The sequence below is a fragment of the Corynebacterium sp. H127 genome (assembly GCF_037482665.1).
In the GTDB taxonomy this organism is placed as follows: Bacteria; Actinomycetota; Actinomycetes; order Mycobacteriales; family Mycobacteriaceae; genus Corynebacterium.
The window spans coordinates 137,510-153,179 of record NZ_JBBHKY010000001.1; the positions used below are offsets into that span (position 1 = coordinate 137,510).

At 59.6% G+C, this 15,670-nt stretch carries 15 protein-coding genes; 4 read left to right on the forward strand and 11 right to left on the reverse strand.

Annotated features, from left to right (window positions below):
* From tal to pgl, 4 genes are read left to right on the forward strand one after another with little or no spacing between them, the layout of a single operon-like run.
* Nucleotides 1–1,086 (forward strand): transaldolase, encoded by a 1,086-nt coding sequence (gene tal, locus WG936_RS00635; RefSeq protein WP_339571839.1) that lies wholly within the window; start codon nt 1–3, stop codon nt 1,084–1,086.
* A 43-nt stretch (nt 1,087–1,129) separates the two neighbouring features.
* Nucleotides 1,130–2,668, forward strand: coding sequence for a glucose-6-phosphate dehydrogenase (zwf, locus tag WG936_RS00640; RefSeq protein ID WP_339563517.1), 1,539 nt, complete (start codon nt 1,130–1,132; stop codon nt 2,666–2,668).
* A gap of 16 nt (nt 2,669–2,684) precedes the next feature.
* Nucleotides 2,685–3,632: a glucose-6-phosphate dehydrogenase assembly protein OpcA gene (locus tag WG936_RS00645; RefSeq protein WP_339563516.1), complete on the forward strand. Its 948-nt coding sequence runs from the start codon at nt 2,685–2,687 to the stop codon at nt 3,630–3,632.
* Between the two features lie 2 nt (nt 3,633–3,634).
* A complete protein-coding gene (pgl, locus tag WG936_RS00650) occupies nt 3,635–4,387 on the forward strand; it encodes a 6-phosphogluconolactonase (protein WP_339563515.1) in 753 nt (250 codons plus the stop codon).
* Between the two features lie 63 nt (nt 4,388–4,450).
* Here the strand turns inward: pgl and secG are convergent, their stop codons facing one another.
* The 11 genes from secG to WG936_RS00705 form a co-directional block, all read right to left on the reverse strand.
* Entirely contained in the window at nt 4,451–4,684 is a 234-nt protein-coding gene (gene secG / locus WG936_RS00655) for a preprotein translocase subunit SecG (protein ID WP_339563514.1), read from the reverse strand.
* 91 nt (nt 4,685–4,775) lie between these two features.
* Nucleotides 4,776–5,555, reverse strand: a complete 780-nt coding sequence (gene tpiA / locus WG936_RS00660; RefSeq protein WP_339571840.1) for a triose-phosphate isomerase — start codon at nt 5,553–5,555, stop codon at nt 4,776–4,778.
* A gap of 15 nt (nt 5,556–5,570) precedes the next feature.
* Nucleotides 5,571–6,776 (reverse strand): phosphoglycerate kinase, encoded by a 1,206-nt coding sequence (locus tag WG936_RS00665; RefSeq protein ID WP_339563512.1) that lies wholly within the window; start codon nt 6,774–6,776, stop codon nt 5,571–5,573.
* 108 nt (nt 6,777–6,884) lie between these two features.
* Nucleotides 6,885–7,892, reverse strand: a complete 1,008-nt coding sequence (gap, locus tag WG936_RS00670) for a type I glyceraldehyde-3-phosphate dehydrogenase (RefSeq protein WP_339563511.1) — start codon at nt 7,890–7,892, stop codon at nt 6,885–6,887.
* Nucleotides 7,893–8,227: 335 nt separating this feature from the next.
* Nucleotides 8,228–9,211, reverse strand: coding sequence for a DNA-binding protein WhiA (gene whiA, locus WG936_RS00675; RefSeq protein WP_339563510.1), 984 nt, complete (start codon nt 9,209–9,211; stop codon nt 8,228–8,230).
* A 51-nt stretch (nt 9,212–9,262) separates the two neighbouring features.
* The gene (locus tag WG936_RS00680; protein WP_339563509.1) at nt 9,263–10,255 is read right to left on the reverse strand and encodes a gluconeogenesis factor YvcK family protein; all 993 of its coding nucleotides are present in this window, start codon (nt 10,253–10,255) and stop codon (nt 9,263–9,265) included.
* 38 nt (nt 10,256–10,293) lie between these two features.
* Nucleotides 10,294–11,292, reverse strand: a complete 999-nt coding sequence (rapZ, locus tag WG936_RS00685; RefSeq protein ID WP_445227917.1) for an RNase adapter RapZ — start codon at nt 11,290–11,292, stop codon at nt 10,294–10,296.
* A 39-nt stretch (nt 11,293–11,331) separates the two neighbouring features.
* Nucleotides 11,332–13,323 carry an excinuclease ABC subunit UvrC gene (gene uvrC, locus WG936_RS00690; protein WP_339563508.1) on the reverse strand — a complete coding sequence of 664 codons (1,992 nt, stop codon included), beginning with the start codon at nt 13,321–13,323 and terminating at the stop codon, nt 11,332–11,334.
* Nucleotides 13,324–13,327: 4 nt separating this feature from the next.
* Nucleotides 13,328–13,840, reverse strand: coding sequence for a PH domain-containing protein (locus tag WG936_RS00695; protein WP_339563507.1), 513 nt, complete (start codon nt 13,838–13,840; stop codon nt 13,328–13,330).
* Nucleotides 13,841–13,870: 30 nt separating this feature from the next.
* Nucleotides 13,871–14,350, reverse strand: coding sequence for a 6,7-dimethyl-8-ribityllumazine synthase (ribH, locus tag WG936_RS00700; protein ID WP_339571841.1), 480 nt, complete (start codon nt 14,348–14,350; stop codon nt 13,871–13,873).
* Complete coding sequence (locus WG936_RS00705) at nt 14,347–15,621, reverse strand: bifunctional 3,4-dihydroxy-2-butanone-4-phosphate synthase/GTP cyclohydrolase II (protein ID WP_339563505.1); 1,275 nt, start codon at nt 15,619–15,621, stop codon at nt 14,347–14,349. Before WG936_RS00705 ends, ribH begins: the two co-directional genes overlap by 4 nt.
* Nucleotides 15,622–15,670 lie beyond the last annotated feature (49 nt).

The window sequence follows — 15,670 nt, forward strand, 5'->3', positions numbered from 1 at the left end:
ATGACCCAAGTAGAGCTACTAGCAAAGCTAGGCACATCCGTCTGGCTCGATGATCTCTCCCGGGACAGCCTAGATTCCGGCACCCTCCGCGAAATCATCGACACCACCGGCATCGTGGGCGTGACCACCAATCCTGCTATCTTCGCCAGCGCGATGAGCAAGGGCAACGCCTACGACCAACAGCTTGCCGAATTGAAGGCCCAAGGCATGAACGCTGACGAGGCGGTTTATGAGATGGCCATCCAGGACGTACGCAATGCCTGCGATCAGTTCAGCGATATCTACGAAGCAAGCAACGGCCAGGATGGCCGGGTTTCCATCGAGGTAGATCCCCGCCTGTTCCAGGACAAGGATGCCACCCTCGCGCAGGCCCGCCAGCTCTACGAACGCGTCGGCCGCGAGAACGTCATGATCAAGATCCCGGCCTCATTGGAGTCGCTGCCAGCAGTCACCGAAGCACTTGCAGAGGGGATCAGCGTGAACGTCACCCTGATCTTCTCCGTAGCCCGCTACCGCGAGGTCGTCGGAGCATTTATCGACGGCATCAACCGCGCCCACGAGAAGGGCCTCGACATCTCAAAGATCCACTCCGTGGCGAGCTTCTTCGTCTCCCGCGTGGATACTGAGATTGATAAGCGCCTCGATGCCATCGGAACTCCAGAGGCATTGGATCTCAAGGGCAAAGCCGGACTAGCAAATGCTCACCTGGCATATGCTGCCTTCGAGGATCTGCTCCTCGCTGACAACGTGCTGCCAGCCGGAGCCAATGTCCAGCGTCCACTGTGGGCGTCCACCGGTGTGAAGAACCCGGATTACCCCGCAACGATGTACGTCTCCGAACTGGCAGGCCCACACACCGTGAACACCATGCCAGAGGCAACGCTGCGCGCGCTCCTGGATTCTGATGTCTTGCACGGCGATACCCTTTCCGGCCGCCAGGTAGAGTCCGAGGAGCTTTTTGCCAAGGTTCTCGCCGCCGGGGTGGACACTGAGGACGTGTTCCGAGTACTCGAACAAGAGGGCGTGGACAAGTTCATTGCTAGTTGGAGCGACCTGTTGATTTCGATCGAGGGCAAACTAGCATAAGATTTCTTTCACGTACTGTTTTAGCCGTCGGAAGGAAATCAGCGTGGCAGCAAGCACCGGACAATGGGTGAATCCATTAAAAGATCCCCAAGACAAGCGCTTGCCGCGCATTGCTGGCCCTTCCGGCATGGTCATCTTCGGTGTGACGGGTGACCTTGCCCGCAAGAAGCTGCTGCCCGCGATTTATGATCTCGCCAATCGCGGCCTGCTGCCTGCGGGCTTTTCTCTTGTCGGTTTTGGGCGCCGCGAATGGTCCAAACAAGACTTTGAGAATTATGTCTACGAGGCGGTCATCGCCGGGGCTCGCACTGAGATCCGCCAGAATGTTTGGGAACGGCTTGCGGACGGTATGCACTTTGTTAGTGGTGCCTTCAATGACGACCTCGCCTTCGACAGCCTTGCGGCACTGCTTGCCGACCTCGATTCTTCTCGCGGTACCGCCGGCAACTGGGCCTTCTATCTCTCCGTTCCCCCAGACTTCTTTGACGACGTAGTCAATCAGCTCGATCGCTCCGGAATGGCCCACGGCACTGACTCTTCCTGGCGTCGCGTCATTATTGAGAAGCCTTTCGGCCATGACCAAGACTCCGCTCGGGTCCTCAACCAGGCCGTCAACGCGGTGTTCCCAGAAGACTCGGTGTTCCGTATCGACCACTACCTGGGCAAAGAAACCGTCCAGAACATCATGGCGCTGCGCTTTGCCAACCAGCTTTTCGATCCGCTCTGGAACGCGAACTTTGTGGACCATGTCCAAATCACCATGGCAGAGGACATCGGACTGGGCGGCCGTGCCGGCTATTACGACGGCATTGGCGCTGCCCGAGACGTGATCCAAAACCACCTGCTGCAGCTGCTGGCACTCGTGGCCATGGAAGAGCCGATCACCTTTAACCCTCGTGAATTGCGGGCAGAAAAGATCAAGGTACTGCGTGCAACTGCGCCGGTGTACCCGCTGGCAAAAACTACTGCACGCGGCCAGTACACCGCAGGTTGGCAGGGCTCGGAGCGCGTCGTCGGGCTGCGCGACGAAGAGGGCTTTGACCCCGAGTCCGGCACCGAGACCTTTGCCGCATGTACGTTGCACATCAACTCGCGGCGCTGGGCGGGCGTCCCCTTCTACCTGCGCACCGGTAAGCGGCTCGGCAGGCGCGTGACTGAGATTGCCGTCGTGTTCAAGCAGGCACCACACCTGACTTTCGATGAATCGACCACCGCGTCCCAGGGGCCGAATGCACTGGTCATTCGCGTGCAGCCCGACGAGGGCGTGCTGATGCGCTTTGGCTCCAAGGTTCCCGGCTCGACCATGGAGGTTCGTGACGTCAACATGGATTTCGCCTATTCTGAGGCCTTTACCGAGGAATCTCCCGAGGCCTATGAGCGCCTCATCCTCGACGCGCTGTTGGACGAGAACTCCCTGTTCCCGACCAACGAGGAAGTCGAGTTGAGCTGGGCTATCCTCGATCCGATTCTGGAGTATTGGGCCGGGCGTGGCAAGCCGGAGGACTATCCCGCCGGTACGTGGGGCCCTGAGAGTGCTGACCGAATGATGGCCCGTGAAGGCCGCACGTGGCGACGGCCATAGCAGAAGGATTCTGGACATGATTTTTGAACTTGCAGACACCAGCACCCGGGACATCGCGAAGCAACTCGTCACGATTCGCGAAATGGGCAACCAGGTCACCACTGGCCGCGTCCTGACCCTGATCGTGGTTACAGACACCAGCAGTCCCATCGATGACATCCTGCACTCCATCAATGACTCCTCGGGCGAGCATCCCTCCCGCGTGCTGGTCCTGATCCGCGGCGATGTCACCGCCACCACGCGCCTCGACGCCGAGATCCGCATCGGCGGCGACGCCGGTGCCTCCGAGATCATTATTATGCGGGTGAGTGGCGAGATCACCGAACACTTGGCCGCGATCGTCACTCCCCTGCTGCTTCCCGATACCCCTATCGTCGCGTGGTGGCCCACGAGCGCCCCGAAGCAATTGGCTCATGATCCTATTGGCCAGATCGCCCAGCGGCGCATCACGGATGTGGCCTACGATCCAGACCCCACCGCCGCGCTGTCCCGCCGCAACCACTACACCCCTGGGGATTCGGATCTCTCCTGGTCACGACTAACCCCGTGGCGCGGTGTCTTGGCCTCCGCATTGGATCAGCCACCCCACGAACAGGTAACCTCCGTGGACATTCATGGGCCCAACGACCCGGCCGTTAATGTGGCCGCTGGCTGGCTCGCCGATCGCCTCGCAGTGCCAATCCGACTGCACCGCACTACCCACGATTGCGAGTACCGCGACCAGAGTGGCGAATGCTGCCACCCGATCTCAAAGATCGAACTACACCGCAGCTCCGGCACGGTCATCGTCGCGGTCAGCGACGCCCACACCATGTCTGTCCAGTTGCCGGGTTGTCCACCTTCCCTCGTCGCGGTTGGGCGCCGCGCCAACTCTGACTGCCTGGCTGAGGAATTGCGCCACCTCGATCCCGATAACGCTTACGCCAAGGCGCTGCGTGGTCTCTACCGAGTACAGGAGGTCTAAGAATGGACGTCATTAATGTTTCTGACCTCGATGCCCTCATCCAGCGCGCCGCCAGCGACACCATCGCAAAAATCGCTGCTGTTCAGGCCGGAGGCGGCGTGCATGGCGACGGCATCGCCCGCGTGGTGCTCACCGGCGGCGGTGCTGGCATCGGTGTCCTGCGCACTCTCGCTGAGTTCGACGCCGCAGCCACTGCGCAGGCGGAAACGTTCCCGGCACTGCGTATCGATTGGTCACGGGTGCACGTGTTCTTCGGTGACGAGCGCGCCGTTCCTGTGGCGCACCCTGACTCCAATGAAGGCCAGGCACGGGAAGCGCTACTAAACCACGTTCCCGTCAATCCGGACTGGGTACATTCCTACCGGCTCGGTGAGATGTCCCTAGAGGAATCAACTGCTTGGTACGAACAAGAGCTGGCCACCTGGGCTCCGAAAGGCTTCGACCTGCACTTGCTCGGCATGGGCGGCGAAGGCCACATCAACTCCCTCTTCCCGCATACAGCTGCCGTGCGAGAAGACAGCAAACTCGTGGTGGCGGTGCAGGATTCTCCTAAGCCACCGGCTACCCGCGTGTCGCTCACCTTACCTGCTGTCCGCAGCGCGGATGCGGTGTGGTTGTTGGTCGCGGGTGCAGAGAAAGCTGTGGCTGCCGGTCATGTGATCGCTGGATCGAGCCATGTGGATTGGCCCGCTGCAGGGGCGCAGGGCCGGAAAGACTCTCGCCTATACCTCGCGCAGGATGCTAGTCTTCACTAACCTCGCACAGCGAAGGAGCCCCTCTCCCTTAATGGGATGAGGGGCTCCTTAGTGCTTAAGGGCTTAGCTGTAGGCCTGCAGCAGGTTCAGACCGATGATGCACGCGATCCAAATCACGGCAGTGATGATCGTGAAGCGGTCGAGGTTCTTTTCCACCACGGTAGATCCCGCCAGGTTCGACTGCATGCCACCACCGAACAAGCTCGACAGGCCGCCGCCCTTACCCTTGTGCAGCAGGACCAGAATGGTCATGATGACGCTGGCTGCGACAAGGATGATCTGTAGTGCGAGAGCCATGTTTCAATGATCCTTCATAAGTGAAAAGCGATTAACTTCAGCCATTGTACACGTGGCACATCAGCTGAAGTTAAACGACTCGCATAGCGAATTAGACTGCGGCTGCTGCTGCAGCGCAGAGCTTGGCAAAGTCCTCGCCGTCGAGCGAGGCACCACCGACGAGGCCACCATCAACATCCGGCTGGGAGACGATCTCGCCCACTGAATCCGTCTTCACGGAGCCACCATAGAGGATCCGCATACCGTCTGCGACGGCGTCGCCAGCCAGCTCACGCACGGCAACGCGGATCGCAGCGCACACTTCCTGGGCGTCCGCTGCTGAGGCAACCTTGCCGGTGCCGATCGCCCACACTGGTTCGTAGGCAATGACGGTAGTAGCGAGTTCCTCGGCGCTGAGCCCTGCCAGGGACTGCTTAGTCTGCTCGACGACGAACGCAACGTGCTCCCCTGCTTCGCGTACATCCAGCTTTTCGCCGACGCAGACGATTGGAGAAATTCCGTGTGTCAGCGCGACCTTCGCCTTAGCAGCCACAATCTCGTTAGTTTCAGCGTGGTACTCACGGCGCTCTGAGTGGCCGACGACCACCCAGGTGCAACCAAGTGCCTTGAGCATTTCAGCGGAGACCTCACCGGTGTAGGCGCCGGACTCATGCTGGGAGATGTCCTGCGCACCATAGGTGAACTCTAACTTGTCGCCGTCGACAAGCGTCTGCACGGAGCGGATGTCGGTGAACGGCACCATCAGGGCAACGTCCACCTTCTCGTAGCGGTCCTTAGGCAGGGAGAAGGCCAGCTTCTGTGCGGAACCGACCGCCTGCAGGTGGGTCAGGTTCATTTTCCAGTTGCCGGCAATAAGTGGCTTACGGGTCATGTTTCTACTACCTTTCTATGCCAGCGCTGCGACGCCGGGAAGTTCTTTACCCTCGAGGTATTCGAGGGAAGCGCCACCACCGGTGGAAATGTGAGAGAAGCCGTCTTCATTCAGGCCGAGTACGCGGACGGAAGCAGCGGAATCGCCACCGCCGACCACAGAGAAGGCGCCAGCAGCGGTTGCATCGATGATTGCCTGTGCAACGCCGCGGGTGCCATCGGAGAACTTCTCGAACTCGAAGACGCCCATCGGGCCATTCCAGAAAATGGTCTTGGCGGTGCTGAGCACCGCAGCGAACTTCTTGACGGACTCCGGTCCGATGTCCAAAGAAAGCTGACCTGCTGGGGTGTCTTCCAAGCCGGTAATGGTCTTCTCGGCAGATTCCGCGAACTCTGGTGCCCATGCGAGGTCCACCGGCAGGTTGATCTTGTCGCCGTAGCGCTCGAGCAGGTCCTTACAGGTATCGATCATCTCTTCCTGCAGCATGGACTTTTGTACGTTGTAACCCTGTGCAGCGAGGAAGGTGTAGCACATGCCACCACCGATGATGAGCGCGTCCGTCTTCGGAGCCAGTGCCTCGATCACACCGAGCTTGTCGGAAACCTTTGAACCACCGAGTACGACAACATAAGGCTGTGCAGGCTCATCGGCGATCTTCTTAAGAACCTCAATTTCCTTCTGCACCAGGCCGCCAGCGTAGTGTGGCAGGCGCTGCGCGACGTCATAAACGGAAGCCTGGGCACGGTGGACCACGCCAAAGCCGTCGGATACGAAGGCACCATTGTCGCCGGTCAATGCGACCAGCTGATCCGCGAATGCCCCGCGTTCGGACTCGTCCTTGGAGGTCTCGCGCGCGTCAAAACGGACGTTTTCCAGCAGGAGGACGTCGCCATCGTTCAGGCCGTTGGCCCGCTCATGGGCGTCCTCGCCAACGACGTCAGCAGCCAGCGGAACGTACTGACCGAGTGCCTCAGACAGTGCCTCAGCGACCGGCGCCAGGGAGTACTTAGGATTGACTTCGCCCTTAGGTCGGCCAAGGTGCGCCATGAGGATGACGCGGGCTTCGGCTTCTACCAGTGCTTTAATCGTTGGCAGCGAAGCGTTGATGCGGCCAGCATCGGTGATATCGCCTTCGTCGTTGAGCGGGACGTTAAAGTCCGAACGTACGAGCACGTTGCGGCCTGCGACGCCTTCGGTGAGCAGGTCGTTGAGGTTCTTCATTAGTCACAGTCTCCTGAATTGTTGCTGCGAGTAAAAAATGTGGTCCAGATAGGCAGCTGGCCCGCAGCCTCTTACAGGCGCGGGCCACTGCTTAAAGTCTAGCGAGGATTAGATGCGCTCGCCGACGTATTCGGTCATCTTCACGAGCTGGTTAGTGTAACCCCACTCGTTGTCGTACCAAGAGACAACCTTGACCTGGTTGCCCATAACCTTGGTGAGGCCGGAGTCGAAGATGGAAGCGTGTGGATCGGTGACGATGTCGGAGGAAACCAGTGGGTCCTCGGAGTACATCAGGGTGCCCTTGAGTGGGCCGTTTTCTGCGGCTTCCTTCATGGCAGCGTTGATTTCTTCGACGGTTACTTCACGAGAAGCCTCGAAAGTCAGGTCGGTAGCAGAACCGGTGATCACTGGGACACGCATTGCGAAGCCGTCCAGCTTGCCCTCGAGCTCTGGGAGAACCAGGGAAACTGCCTTAGCTGCACCGGTGGAGGTAGGAACGATGTTCACTGCAGCGGCGCGGGAACGACGCAGATCCTTGTGCGGAGCGTCGTGCAGGCGCTGGTCGCCGGTGTAAGCGTGGATGGTGGTCATCAGGCCCTTGACGATGCCGAACTTGTCGTTGAGCACCTTTGCCATTGGAGCCAGGCAGTTGGTGGTGCACGATGCGTTGGAGATGATGGTCATCGTCTCTGGGTCGTAATCAGTGTGGTTCACACCGACAACGAAGGTGCCGTCAACACCGGAACCGGGTGCGGAAATGACGACCTTCTTGGCACCAGCGTCGATGTGGGCCTGTGCGTCTTCCTTCTTGGTGAAGAAGCCGGTGGACTCGACGACTACGTCTACGCCCCACTCGCCCCACTTCAGGTTCTTTGGATCGCGCTCGGCGGTGACGATGATCTTCTTGCCATCGACGGTGATGGATTCATCATCGAATTCAACGGTCTTGCCCAGGCGACCCAAGATGGAGTCGTACTTCAGCAGGTTTGCCAGGGTCTTGTTGTCGGTCAGATCGTTAACTGCGATGATCTCGATGTCCGAGCCAGTCTCCAGGACAGCGCGGAAGAAGTTACGTCCGATTCGGCCAAAGCCGTTAATTCCCACACGAATGGTCACAATGTTCTCCTTTAGTTAGGGTGCTGTGCCACGAGAATGCCGACCGACTTTCGGGCCGCTGCATCCGCGTCTGCCCCAAGCGTACCTACGCAATCACTGACGTGCAGCGAGAAAAGCCCATTGCAGCCCTGCCCGGTTTGGCCCACCCCCACAAAAGACCACATATTCGGGCATATTCTCACATAACTTAGTTCGGGCTTGTGGTGTGCCCGGAGTCGCCTGCCGTGTGGCCAGGGAAATAAGCCCTTAGCTGCGAAGAACCGCCACCGAAAGGTACCCTAATCTGGACAGTAAGCTATGTATCTTTTGAAATGTTGTGTGACTCTAGACACAGGCTAGAGATCTTCGAGCAACTCTTCCGTAACAGCCGAGTTTGTATCCGGCAGCCCCATCTCCTCGGCACGCTTATCAGCCATCGACAACAGTCGACGGATACGGCCGGCAACAGCGTCTTTGGTCATCTGCGGGTCAGCCAGTCGGCCCAATTCTTCCAGCGAAGCCTGGCGGTGAAGCACCCGCAACTGGCCGGCTTCGGCAAGGTGCTGCGGGATGTCATCGCCCAGAATCTCGAGGGCTCGCTCAACCCGTGCCGCGGCAGCGACAGCGGCCCGCGCGGAACGTCGCAGGTTGGCATCATCAAAGTTTGCCAGGCGATGCCCGCCGCTTTGCTGCTGCTTGCGTTCGCGATGCTTCTCCCACTCCAAACGAGTGCTCATAGCGCCAATACGCGTGAGAAGCGCGCCAATGGCTTCCCCGTCACGGACGAATACTTTCTCACTGCCCCGGGTTTCCTTGGTCTTAGTGCTGATGCCAAGGCGGCGAGCACACCCCACCAACGCCAAGGCTGCTTCCTGCCCTGGGCATTCGATCTCCAAAGAGCAGGTACGCCCCGGTTCCGTCAACGTACCCGCGGCTAGAAAGGCACCCCGCCACGCTGCCTCGGCATCCGAAACGGTGCCGGAAACCACCTGCGGCGGCAATCCGCGCACCGGATGGCCGGATCGAGTAATCAGTCCGAGCCTGCGAATAACCTCATCCACGCCATCGCTTATGCGCAACACATAGCGGGTGGATTTACTCATCCCGCCCGGGCCGATCGTGTGGATCTGCACCTGCTTGTGATACAGCTCGGAAAGGGTTTCCTGCACCCGACGAGCGGCCCCAGAATTGTCGAGCTCAATCTCCAAAATGTTGTGGCCCGCAACCGTCTCCACGGACCCCGCGAAGCGTACTATCGCAGCCACCTCCGCCACTCGTGCGGACGCCCTGCTTACAGATACAACTGCCAACTCGTCTTTGACCTGCGCGGTGAGCGTCACGAAGCTTCTCTCCTGGTTTTCACATAGATGGTTGCGGGATGAATAAACACTCTAGTCTGCAGGCATGAGGCGCAGCAGTGATCGGGCTAGCTTTTCCGGCGCATGACGATCAGTGACCTCGCCGTTGTCCCGGAATTTGCGCACGTCATCAACCTGCACCACTGCGCCCATAGCCGCAGCAGCACGCTCCAGGTGACTTAATGCAGTGGAATCGATCGGCATCGCCCGATCCAGTAGGAAGCGGTCAACTCGCAGTTCCGGCGCGTGCTGGCGAAGCATATGCACATGACGTTCGATGGAGAAGCCGGTAGTTTCCAGCTGCGTGTTGGAGAGATTCAGGATCACCACGCGCAGCGCCTGCGACTCGTTAATGGCCGCCACGATGTCCGGCACCAGGATGTGCGGAATCACGCTGGTGAACCACGACCCCGGACCGATGGTGAGCAAGTCAGCATCCTGAATGGCCGCCAACGCCTCCAGAGAAGCTGGCGGGCGATCCGGCAACAGTCGCACCCGGCGCACCTCGCCGGGGGTGGTTGCCACCGCGACTTGGCCCCGCAGGTTGCGGATTAGCCTCGGGTCGTCGGAAAGCCCAGCGACTTCAGCCTCAATCTCCAGCGGCTGTGCGCACATCGGTAGCACCCGCCCATAAGAGCGCGTGAGCTTTGCGACGACATCCAGCGCCGCTGTCTCATTGCCGAGCACATCTGTCAGGCCTGCGATCAGCAGATTGCCCACGGCATGTCCGGCTAGCGCCCCGGTGCCTGCGAATCGATGCTGCAGCAGCTGCTCCCACATCATCCCTTCCGCGTCGTCCCGGGCGAGCGCGGACAGCGCCATCCGGAGATCTCCGGGCGGGATCTGTCCGAGTTCCCGCCGGATGCGTCCTGATGAGCCACCGTCATCGGCAACCGTGACGATCGCCTGAATATTCGGGACTTGTAGGATCCGCGCTGCTCGCAGGGTCTGGAATAGTCCGTGTCCGCCGCCTAAACACACCATTGAGCGTAAGTGTTCAGGTAAGGAGACGTCCTCGGAAGGCATGATAAACCTCGTTAGTATCAGTGGCTAGTGATGAATAATTAGCTAAGTTTAATGTCGCGATGGATAACAGCCACTTCAAGTTCGTTGTTTTGTGACAAAATTCGCCCGATCTCCTCTGCCATTGCAACGGAGCGGTGGTGTCCGCCGGTGCAGCCGATGCTGACGGTAACAAAGCGCTTCCCCTCCCGGCGGTAGCCGCGCACCATGGTGTTAAACATGCTCACAAAGTTGTCAATGAACTCGCGGGCGCCCTTTTGTGCCAGCACATATTCGGAGACAGGTGCGTCTGTACCGCGGAACTTGCGCAAGTCCCCCACCCAATAGGGATTCGGCAGAAAACGAACATCCAAAATCAAGTCGGTGTCATGCGGGGCACCGCGTTTGAAACCGAAAGACTGCAGAGTCACATGCTCCTTGTTGGAGGTAACACTGTAGAAACTGGATTCAATCGCACGCCGCAAGTCATGAACGGACAAGTCCGAAGTATCGATGACGATGTCCGCAATTTCCTTCACCTCGAACATGGCCTGGCGCTCGCGGGAAATCCCGTGCTGCAAGGTATCTGGACCTTGCATCGGGTGGGTGCGGCGCACGGAGTCGAAGCGGCGCACGAGAATGTCATCGCGGGCTTCCATATACAAAATAATTGGGCGTTGACCCCGGGCGTCTAGCTCGTCGATAACCTGAATGAGGTTGCCGCTGAACGGTCGGGATCGCACATCCGAGACCAGTGCCAGCCGCTCCACCGGCGAGTCCTCGGCCAAGCACATCTGCACCATGTCCAAGATGAGGGCGGACGGTAGGTTCTGCGCAACATACCAGCCCATGTCTTCCAGGACCCGGGCAGCAGAATTCAAGCCAGCGCCAGACATACCGGTGATAAGCACCGGCATTTTAGTACCGTTTTCTTCCTTTTCGGCATGTTTGAGTACCGCGCCACGGGTGCGCTCGTCGTCGGCTTCCGGTGTTACTACGATGTCCGCGGAAGTCGGAAGTCCATTGGTCACAGGTTCCCCACTGCGATCGGCTTGTGTCATGCTCACAGTGTAGCCCGGGAAAATGCATCTGCGTAGCGCTCAGGTAGCGCTCTGTTGTAACTTTTCCACAACCTTCGCCGCTAGGTTCGGCCCGAAGCCCTTGACTTGTTCGATCTCCTCCTGGGTGGCGGAGCGCAGCTTCTTCACCGATCCGAAATGCTTCACCAACTCTGCCTTGCGTTGCTGCCCCAATCCGGGGATGTCGTCCAGCTCGGAAACCCGCAGCCGTTGGGAGCGCTGCTGCCGATGAAATGTGATCGCGAAGCGGTGCGCCTCATCACGAATGTGCTGCAAGAGATACAGCGCCTGAGAGTTTCGTGGCAGGATGAGCGGGTCTTCCTCTCCTGGCAACCACACTTCCTCGAGGCGTTTCGCCAGTCCGATGAGCATGACGTCGTGTACACCAAGCTCCTCAAAGACCTCCTGGGCGGCATTGACTTGCGGCAGGCCGCCGTCAACGATGTAAAGCTGCGGCGGATATGCGAATCTCTTGCCGCTGACGGAATATTCCGTGACCTGTTCGTCGGCAAAGCGTGTGCCGTCAAATTCCTCGGCATCAGGCACCGCAGTTCGGTCCTGGTTGTGGCGCAGGAAGCGGCGCCTAGTCACCTCCGCGATGGAAGCGACATCGTTGGAGTGCCCATCGCCGGCAGCCTCTTTGATCTTGTAGCGCCGGTAATCGGACTTCTTGGGCAAACCGTCCTCAAAGACCACCAGGGATGCGACGACATCGGTGCCCTGAATATGTGAAATATCGGTGCATTCGATACGCAGCGGGGCTTCTGACATCAGCAGAGCTTCTTGCAGTTGCTGCAGCGCAGCTGAGCGGGTAGTTAGGTCACCTTGCCGCTTCAGTTTGTGCTGTTTGAGCGCCTCCACCGCATTCTTTTGCACCGTCTCTATGAGCTCATGCTTATCGCCGCGCTGCGGGACCCGCAGATGCACTGGGCCACCCCGCAGCTCAGCTAACAAGTGTTCCAGTTCTGCGCTATCAGCGGGGGCAGCGTGGGTGTAGATCTCCCGCGGGATCTCTGCGCCGAGGCGCTCGCTGTCAGCCTCCTGCGCCAGTCGATCCGCAATCTCGTTGTAGAACTGCAGCAAGAAGTTGCCCAAGAGTTCTGCGTCGGGGCTATCGCCCGCCTCTGCCACCTGCGCTGGCTTCTCGACGACCCAGCCACGCTGTCCGCGCACGCGACCGCCCCGGATATGGAACACCTGGATGGCTGCCTCTAACTCATCTGACACAGCGGCGATCACGTCAGCGTCGGTGCCGTCGCTCAACACTATGGACTGGCGCTCCATCACCTTGGCGATCGCCCCCAGGTCATCCCGCAGTCGCGCTGCACGTTCAAAGTCGAGCTGCTCTGCGGCAGCCGTCATCTGCTGTTCCAACTGCTTAGTCACGCCCGCAGTATGGCCGGAGAGGAAAGAGATGAGACCCCGCACGATCTCCATGTGCTCCGGAGCAGTGACCTTATCAACGCATGGCCCCGCGCACTTATCGATGTAACCGAGCAAACACGGCCGCCCGAGCTGAGCATGCCGATTAAACACGCCTTTAGAACAGGTGCGCATCGGGAAAACCCGGGTCAGCAGATCGAGAGTTTCTCGGATTGCCCAAGCGTGTGAGTAGGGCCCGAAGTAGCGCACCCCTTTGCGCATGGGACCGCGATAGACATAAGCCCGCGGGAAGGGCTCATTCAGCGTGATCGCCAACATGGGATAGGACTTATCGTCGCGGTACTTAACGTTGAAGCGGGGATCGTACTTCTTGATCCAGGTGTATTCCAGCTGCAGCGCCTCGACTTCACTGCCAACTACCGTCCATTCCACACCAGTGGCGGTCTGCACCATTTGGCGGGTGCGCGGATGCAGTTGAGTGAGGTCTTGGAAATAGTTGGATAGCCGAGCACGTAGGTTCTTGGCCTTACCCACGTACACCACACGGCCAGCGCCGTCCCGGAAGCGATAAACACCCGGCTGCGTGGGGATTGATCCAGCGGCCGGGCGGTAGTCGAGCGGGTCTGCCATAGGCTTAGTCTTCCGGCATGTACTTATCTTCGAGGCCGCGGAAAGCTGCTACGGCCTTCACCACGCGCGCATTATCCCCAGCCTGAAAAGCCCACATCGGGACGTATTCAAATTCGGGCAATTCCAGGCGGGCCATACGGTCGCCCTTCGGGAACGCCAGCCCGTACACCACGGACCATGGATAAAACCGGGTGCCAATGAAGTTACGGACTTCCACCCCATCGGCGTTGGCCCGTACCCGCGGACGACGCAGATGATAGGCGAAGAAGGAAATGACCAGGCCGATACCGACGAAGGCGAACTTGTCCACGAAGGTGACGGCAGCACCGGTGTAATCCATTCCAACCACCACAGCCATGAAAATGTGCACCGCCATGATGATGGCGATGACGATCCACGACATCCGAGCCAAGTACTGTGAGCGCAGCTCAAATTCCCACGGCTTCAGTGTTGTTGTGACCGAGTCGAGCGCTGCCAGCCGCTCGCGCTCCTTTTCCAGTTCCGACACAGGTTCCATCCTTCTAGCCCAGTTGTGTATCAGTCAAGCTTAGCCGTTGGCCTTGCGAATCTGGGAAAGCACCAGTGCGGTATGCAGCGCAGCCACCATAGATTCGCCACCTTTATCCTCCATCGCACCGGCCACGCCGCTCCGATCCACCGCCTGTTCATGCGTCAGCGTAGTCAGCACACCGTTTCCGATCGGCGTCGCAGTGTCCAATGCAATCTGGGTGAGTGCCGCAGTGACGGATTCGCACACGTACTCAAAGTGCGGGGTGCCGCCCTTGATCACGCAACCAAGCGCGACCACGGCGTCATAACGCTGGGCCAGCTCTTGTACTACTACGCCGAGCTCCAGTGCGCCTACAACGCGGTACTCGCTTACCTCCGCGCCGCATTGCATGCCGACGGCCACCGCGCGGGCATGTAGCTGATCGCAGATCTCGGCATTCCAGGAGGCAGATACCACTGCGACGCGCAGGCCGGTGGCGTCGACAAGCTGCAGTTCTGGGCGTCCCTCTCCACTCATGGCTGCTCCTGCAACGCGTCTTCCAGTCCCGGAATGGCGTGCCCCATGCGGTCTCGCTTTGTCTTTAAGTACGTGATGTTGTCCTGGTGAATATCCACCGGGATCTCGGTCCGACCACTAATGCTGATGTCGTGGCCGGTTAGCCCAGCACGCTTGTCTGGGTTGTTCGAGATCAGGTTCATCGTCTTGATGCCCAAATCGTGCAGGATCTGGGCGCCGGTACCAAATTCCCGTGCGTCTGCCGGGAGCCCCAGCTGGAGGTTCGCGTCGATGGTGTCGGCCCCGGAATCTTGCAAGTGATACGCCTGCAGTTTAGCCAGCAGTCCGATACCGCGGCCTTCATGCCCACGCATGTAAAGGATCACGCCGCGCCCGGCATCTTGGATCATCTTCATGGAGGCGTGGAGTTGCTGGCCGCAGTCGCAGCGCCGCGAGCCAAACACGTCACCCGTCAGGCACTCGGAGTGGACACGAACGAGGACGTCCTGTCCCCCGTCGCTTTCTGGATTTCCTACCACCAGCGCCACATGCTCCATCTGGTTAATGGTGCTCTGGTACCCGATGGCGCGGAATTCGCCGAAGTCAGTGGGCAGGCGGGTTTCCACTACGCGCCGAATCTGGACCTCGTTGAGTCGTCGCCACGCAATCAGCTGCTCGATGGAGATCATCTTCAGGCCGTGCTTGTCACAGAACTTTCGCAGTTCTGGCCCACGCGCCATGTCCGTCGGGTCATCCTCGCTGACTACCTCGCACAGCACGCCGGCTGGGCGCAGGCCCGCCATCCGCGCCAGGTCCACTGCGGCTTCAGTGTGTCCGGCTCGGATCAGCACGCCACCTTCGCGGGCGCGGAGCGGCACCACGTGTCCGGGCCGCGTGAAGTCGCTAGGGCCGAAGGCCGGGTCGGCCAGCCGACGCAGCGTCTCGGCCCGCGCGGTAGCGGAAATGCCGGTGCTACCAGTATTGGCATCCACAGTGACGGTGTAGGCCGTACCACGCGCGTCCTGGTTGTGAGCGATCATCGGGGGAAGCTGCAAACGATCCGCGTCCTCTTCCGTAAGGGAGGAGCAAATATACCCGGAGGAGTAGCGCACCATAAACGCCACTAGCTCGGGCGTTGCCTTTTCGGCTGCGAAGATGAGGTCCCCCTCGTTCTCGCGGTCCTCATCATCAACCACCACGACGGCTTTGCCGGCGGCGATGGCGGCGATTGCATCTTCTACGGAGTCCAACTGGACCTGCTTGTTAGTTTCTTCGGTACTTAACGTAGCCACGCTGTCCTAGCCTAATCTCAAGTGAAACCTTAACGGTCAGTTGCCCTTA

Excerpts from the sequence above, each read along its gene's own strand:
- tal (WP_339571839.1), top strand. The coding sequence starts at position 1 with ATGACCCAAGTAGAGCTACTAGCAAAGCTAGGCACATCCGTCTGGCTC.
- WG936_RS00645 (WP_339563516.1), top strand. The coding sequence starts at position 2,685 with ATGATTTTTGAACTTGCAGACACCAGCACCCGGGACATCGCGAAGCAA.
- pgl (WP_339563515.1), top strand. The coding sequence starts at position 3,635 with ATGGACGTCATTAATGTTTCTGACCTCGATGCCCTCATCCAGCGCGCC.
- secG (WP_339563514.1), bottom strand. The coding sequence starts at position 4,684 with ATGGCTCTCGCACTACAGATCATCCTTGTCGCAGCCAGCGTCATCATG.
- tpiA (WP_339571840.1), bottom strand. The coding sequence starts at position 5,555 with ATGACCCGTAAGCCACTTATTGCCGGCAACTGGAAAATGAACCTGACC.
- WG936_RS00665 (WP_339563512.1), bottom strand. The coding sequence starts at position 6,776 with ATGAAGAACCTCAACGACCTGCTCACCGAAGGCGTCGCAGGCCGCAAC.
- WG936_RS00680 (WP_339563509.1), bottom strand. The coding sequence starts at position 10,255 with ATGCCTTCCGAGGACGTCTCCTTACCTGAACACTTACGCTCAATGGTG.
- rapZ (WP_445227917.1), bottom strand. The coding sequence starts at position 11,292 with ATGACACAAGCCGATCGCAGTGGGGAACCTGTGACCAATGGACTTCCG.
- uvrC (WP_339563508.1), bottom strand. The coding sequence starts at position 13,323 with ATGGCAGACCCGCTCGACTACCGCCCGGCCGCTGGATCAATCCCCACG.
- WG936_RS00695 (WP_339563507.1), bottom strand. The coding sequence starts at position 13,840 with ATGGAACCTGTGTCGGAACTGGAAAAGGAGCGCGAGCGGCTGGCAGCG.
- ribH (WP_339571841.1), bottom strand. The coding sequence starts at position 14,350 with ATGAGTGGAGAGGGACGCCCAGAACTGCAGCTTGTCGACGCCACCGGC.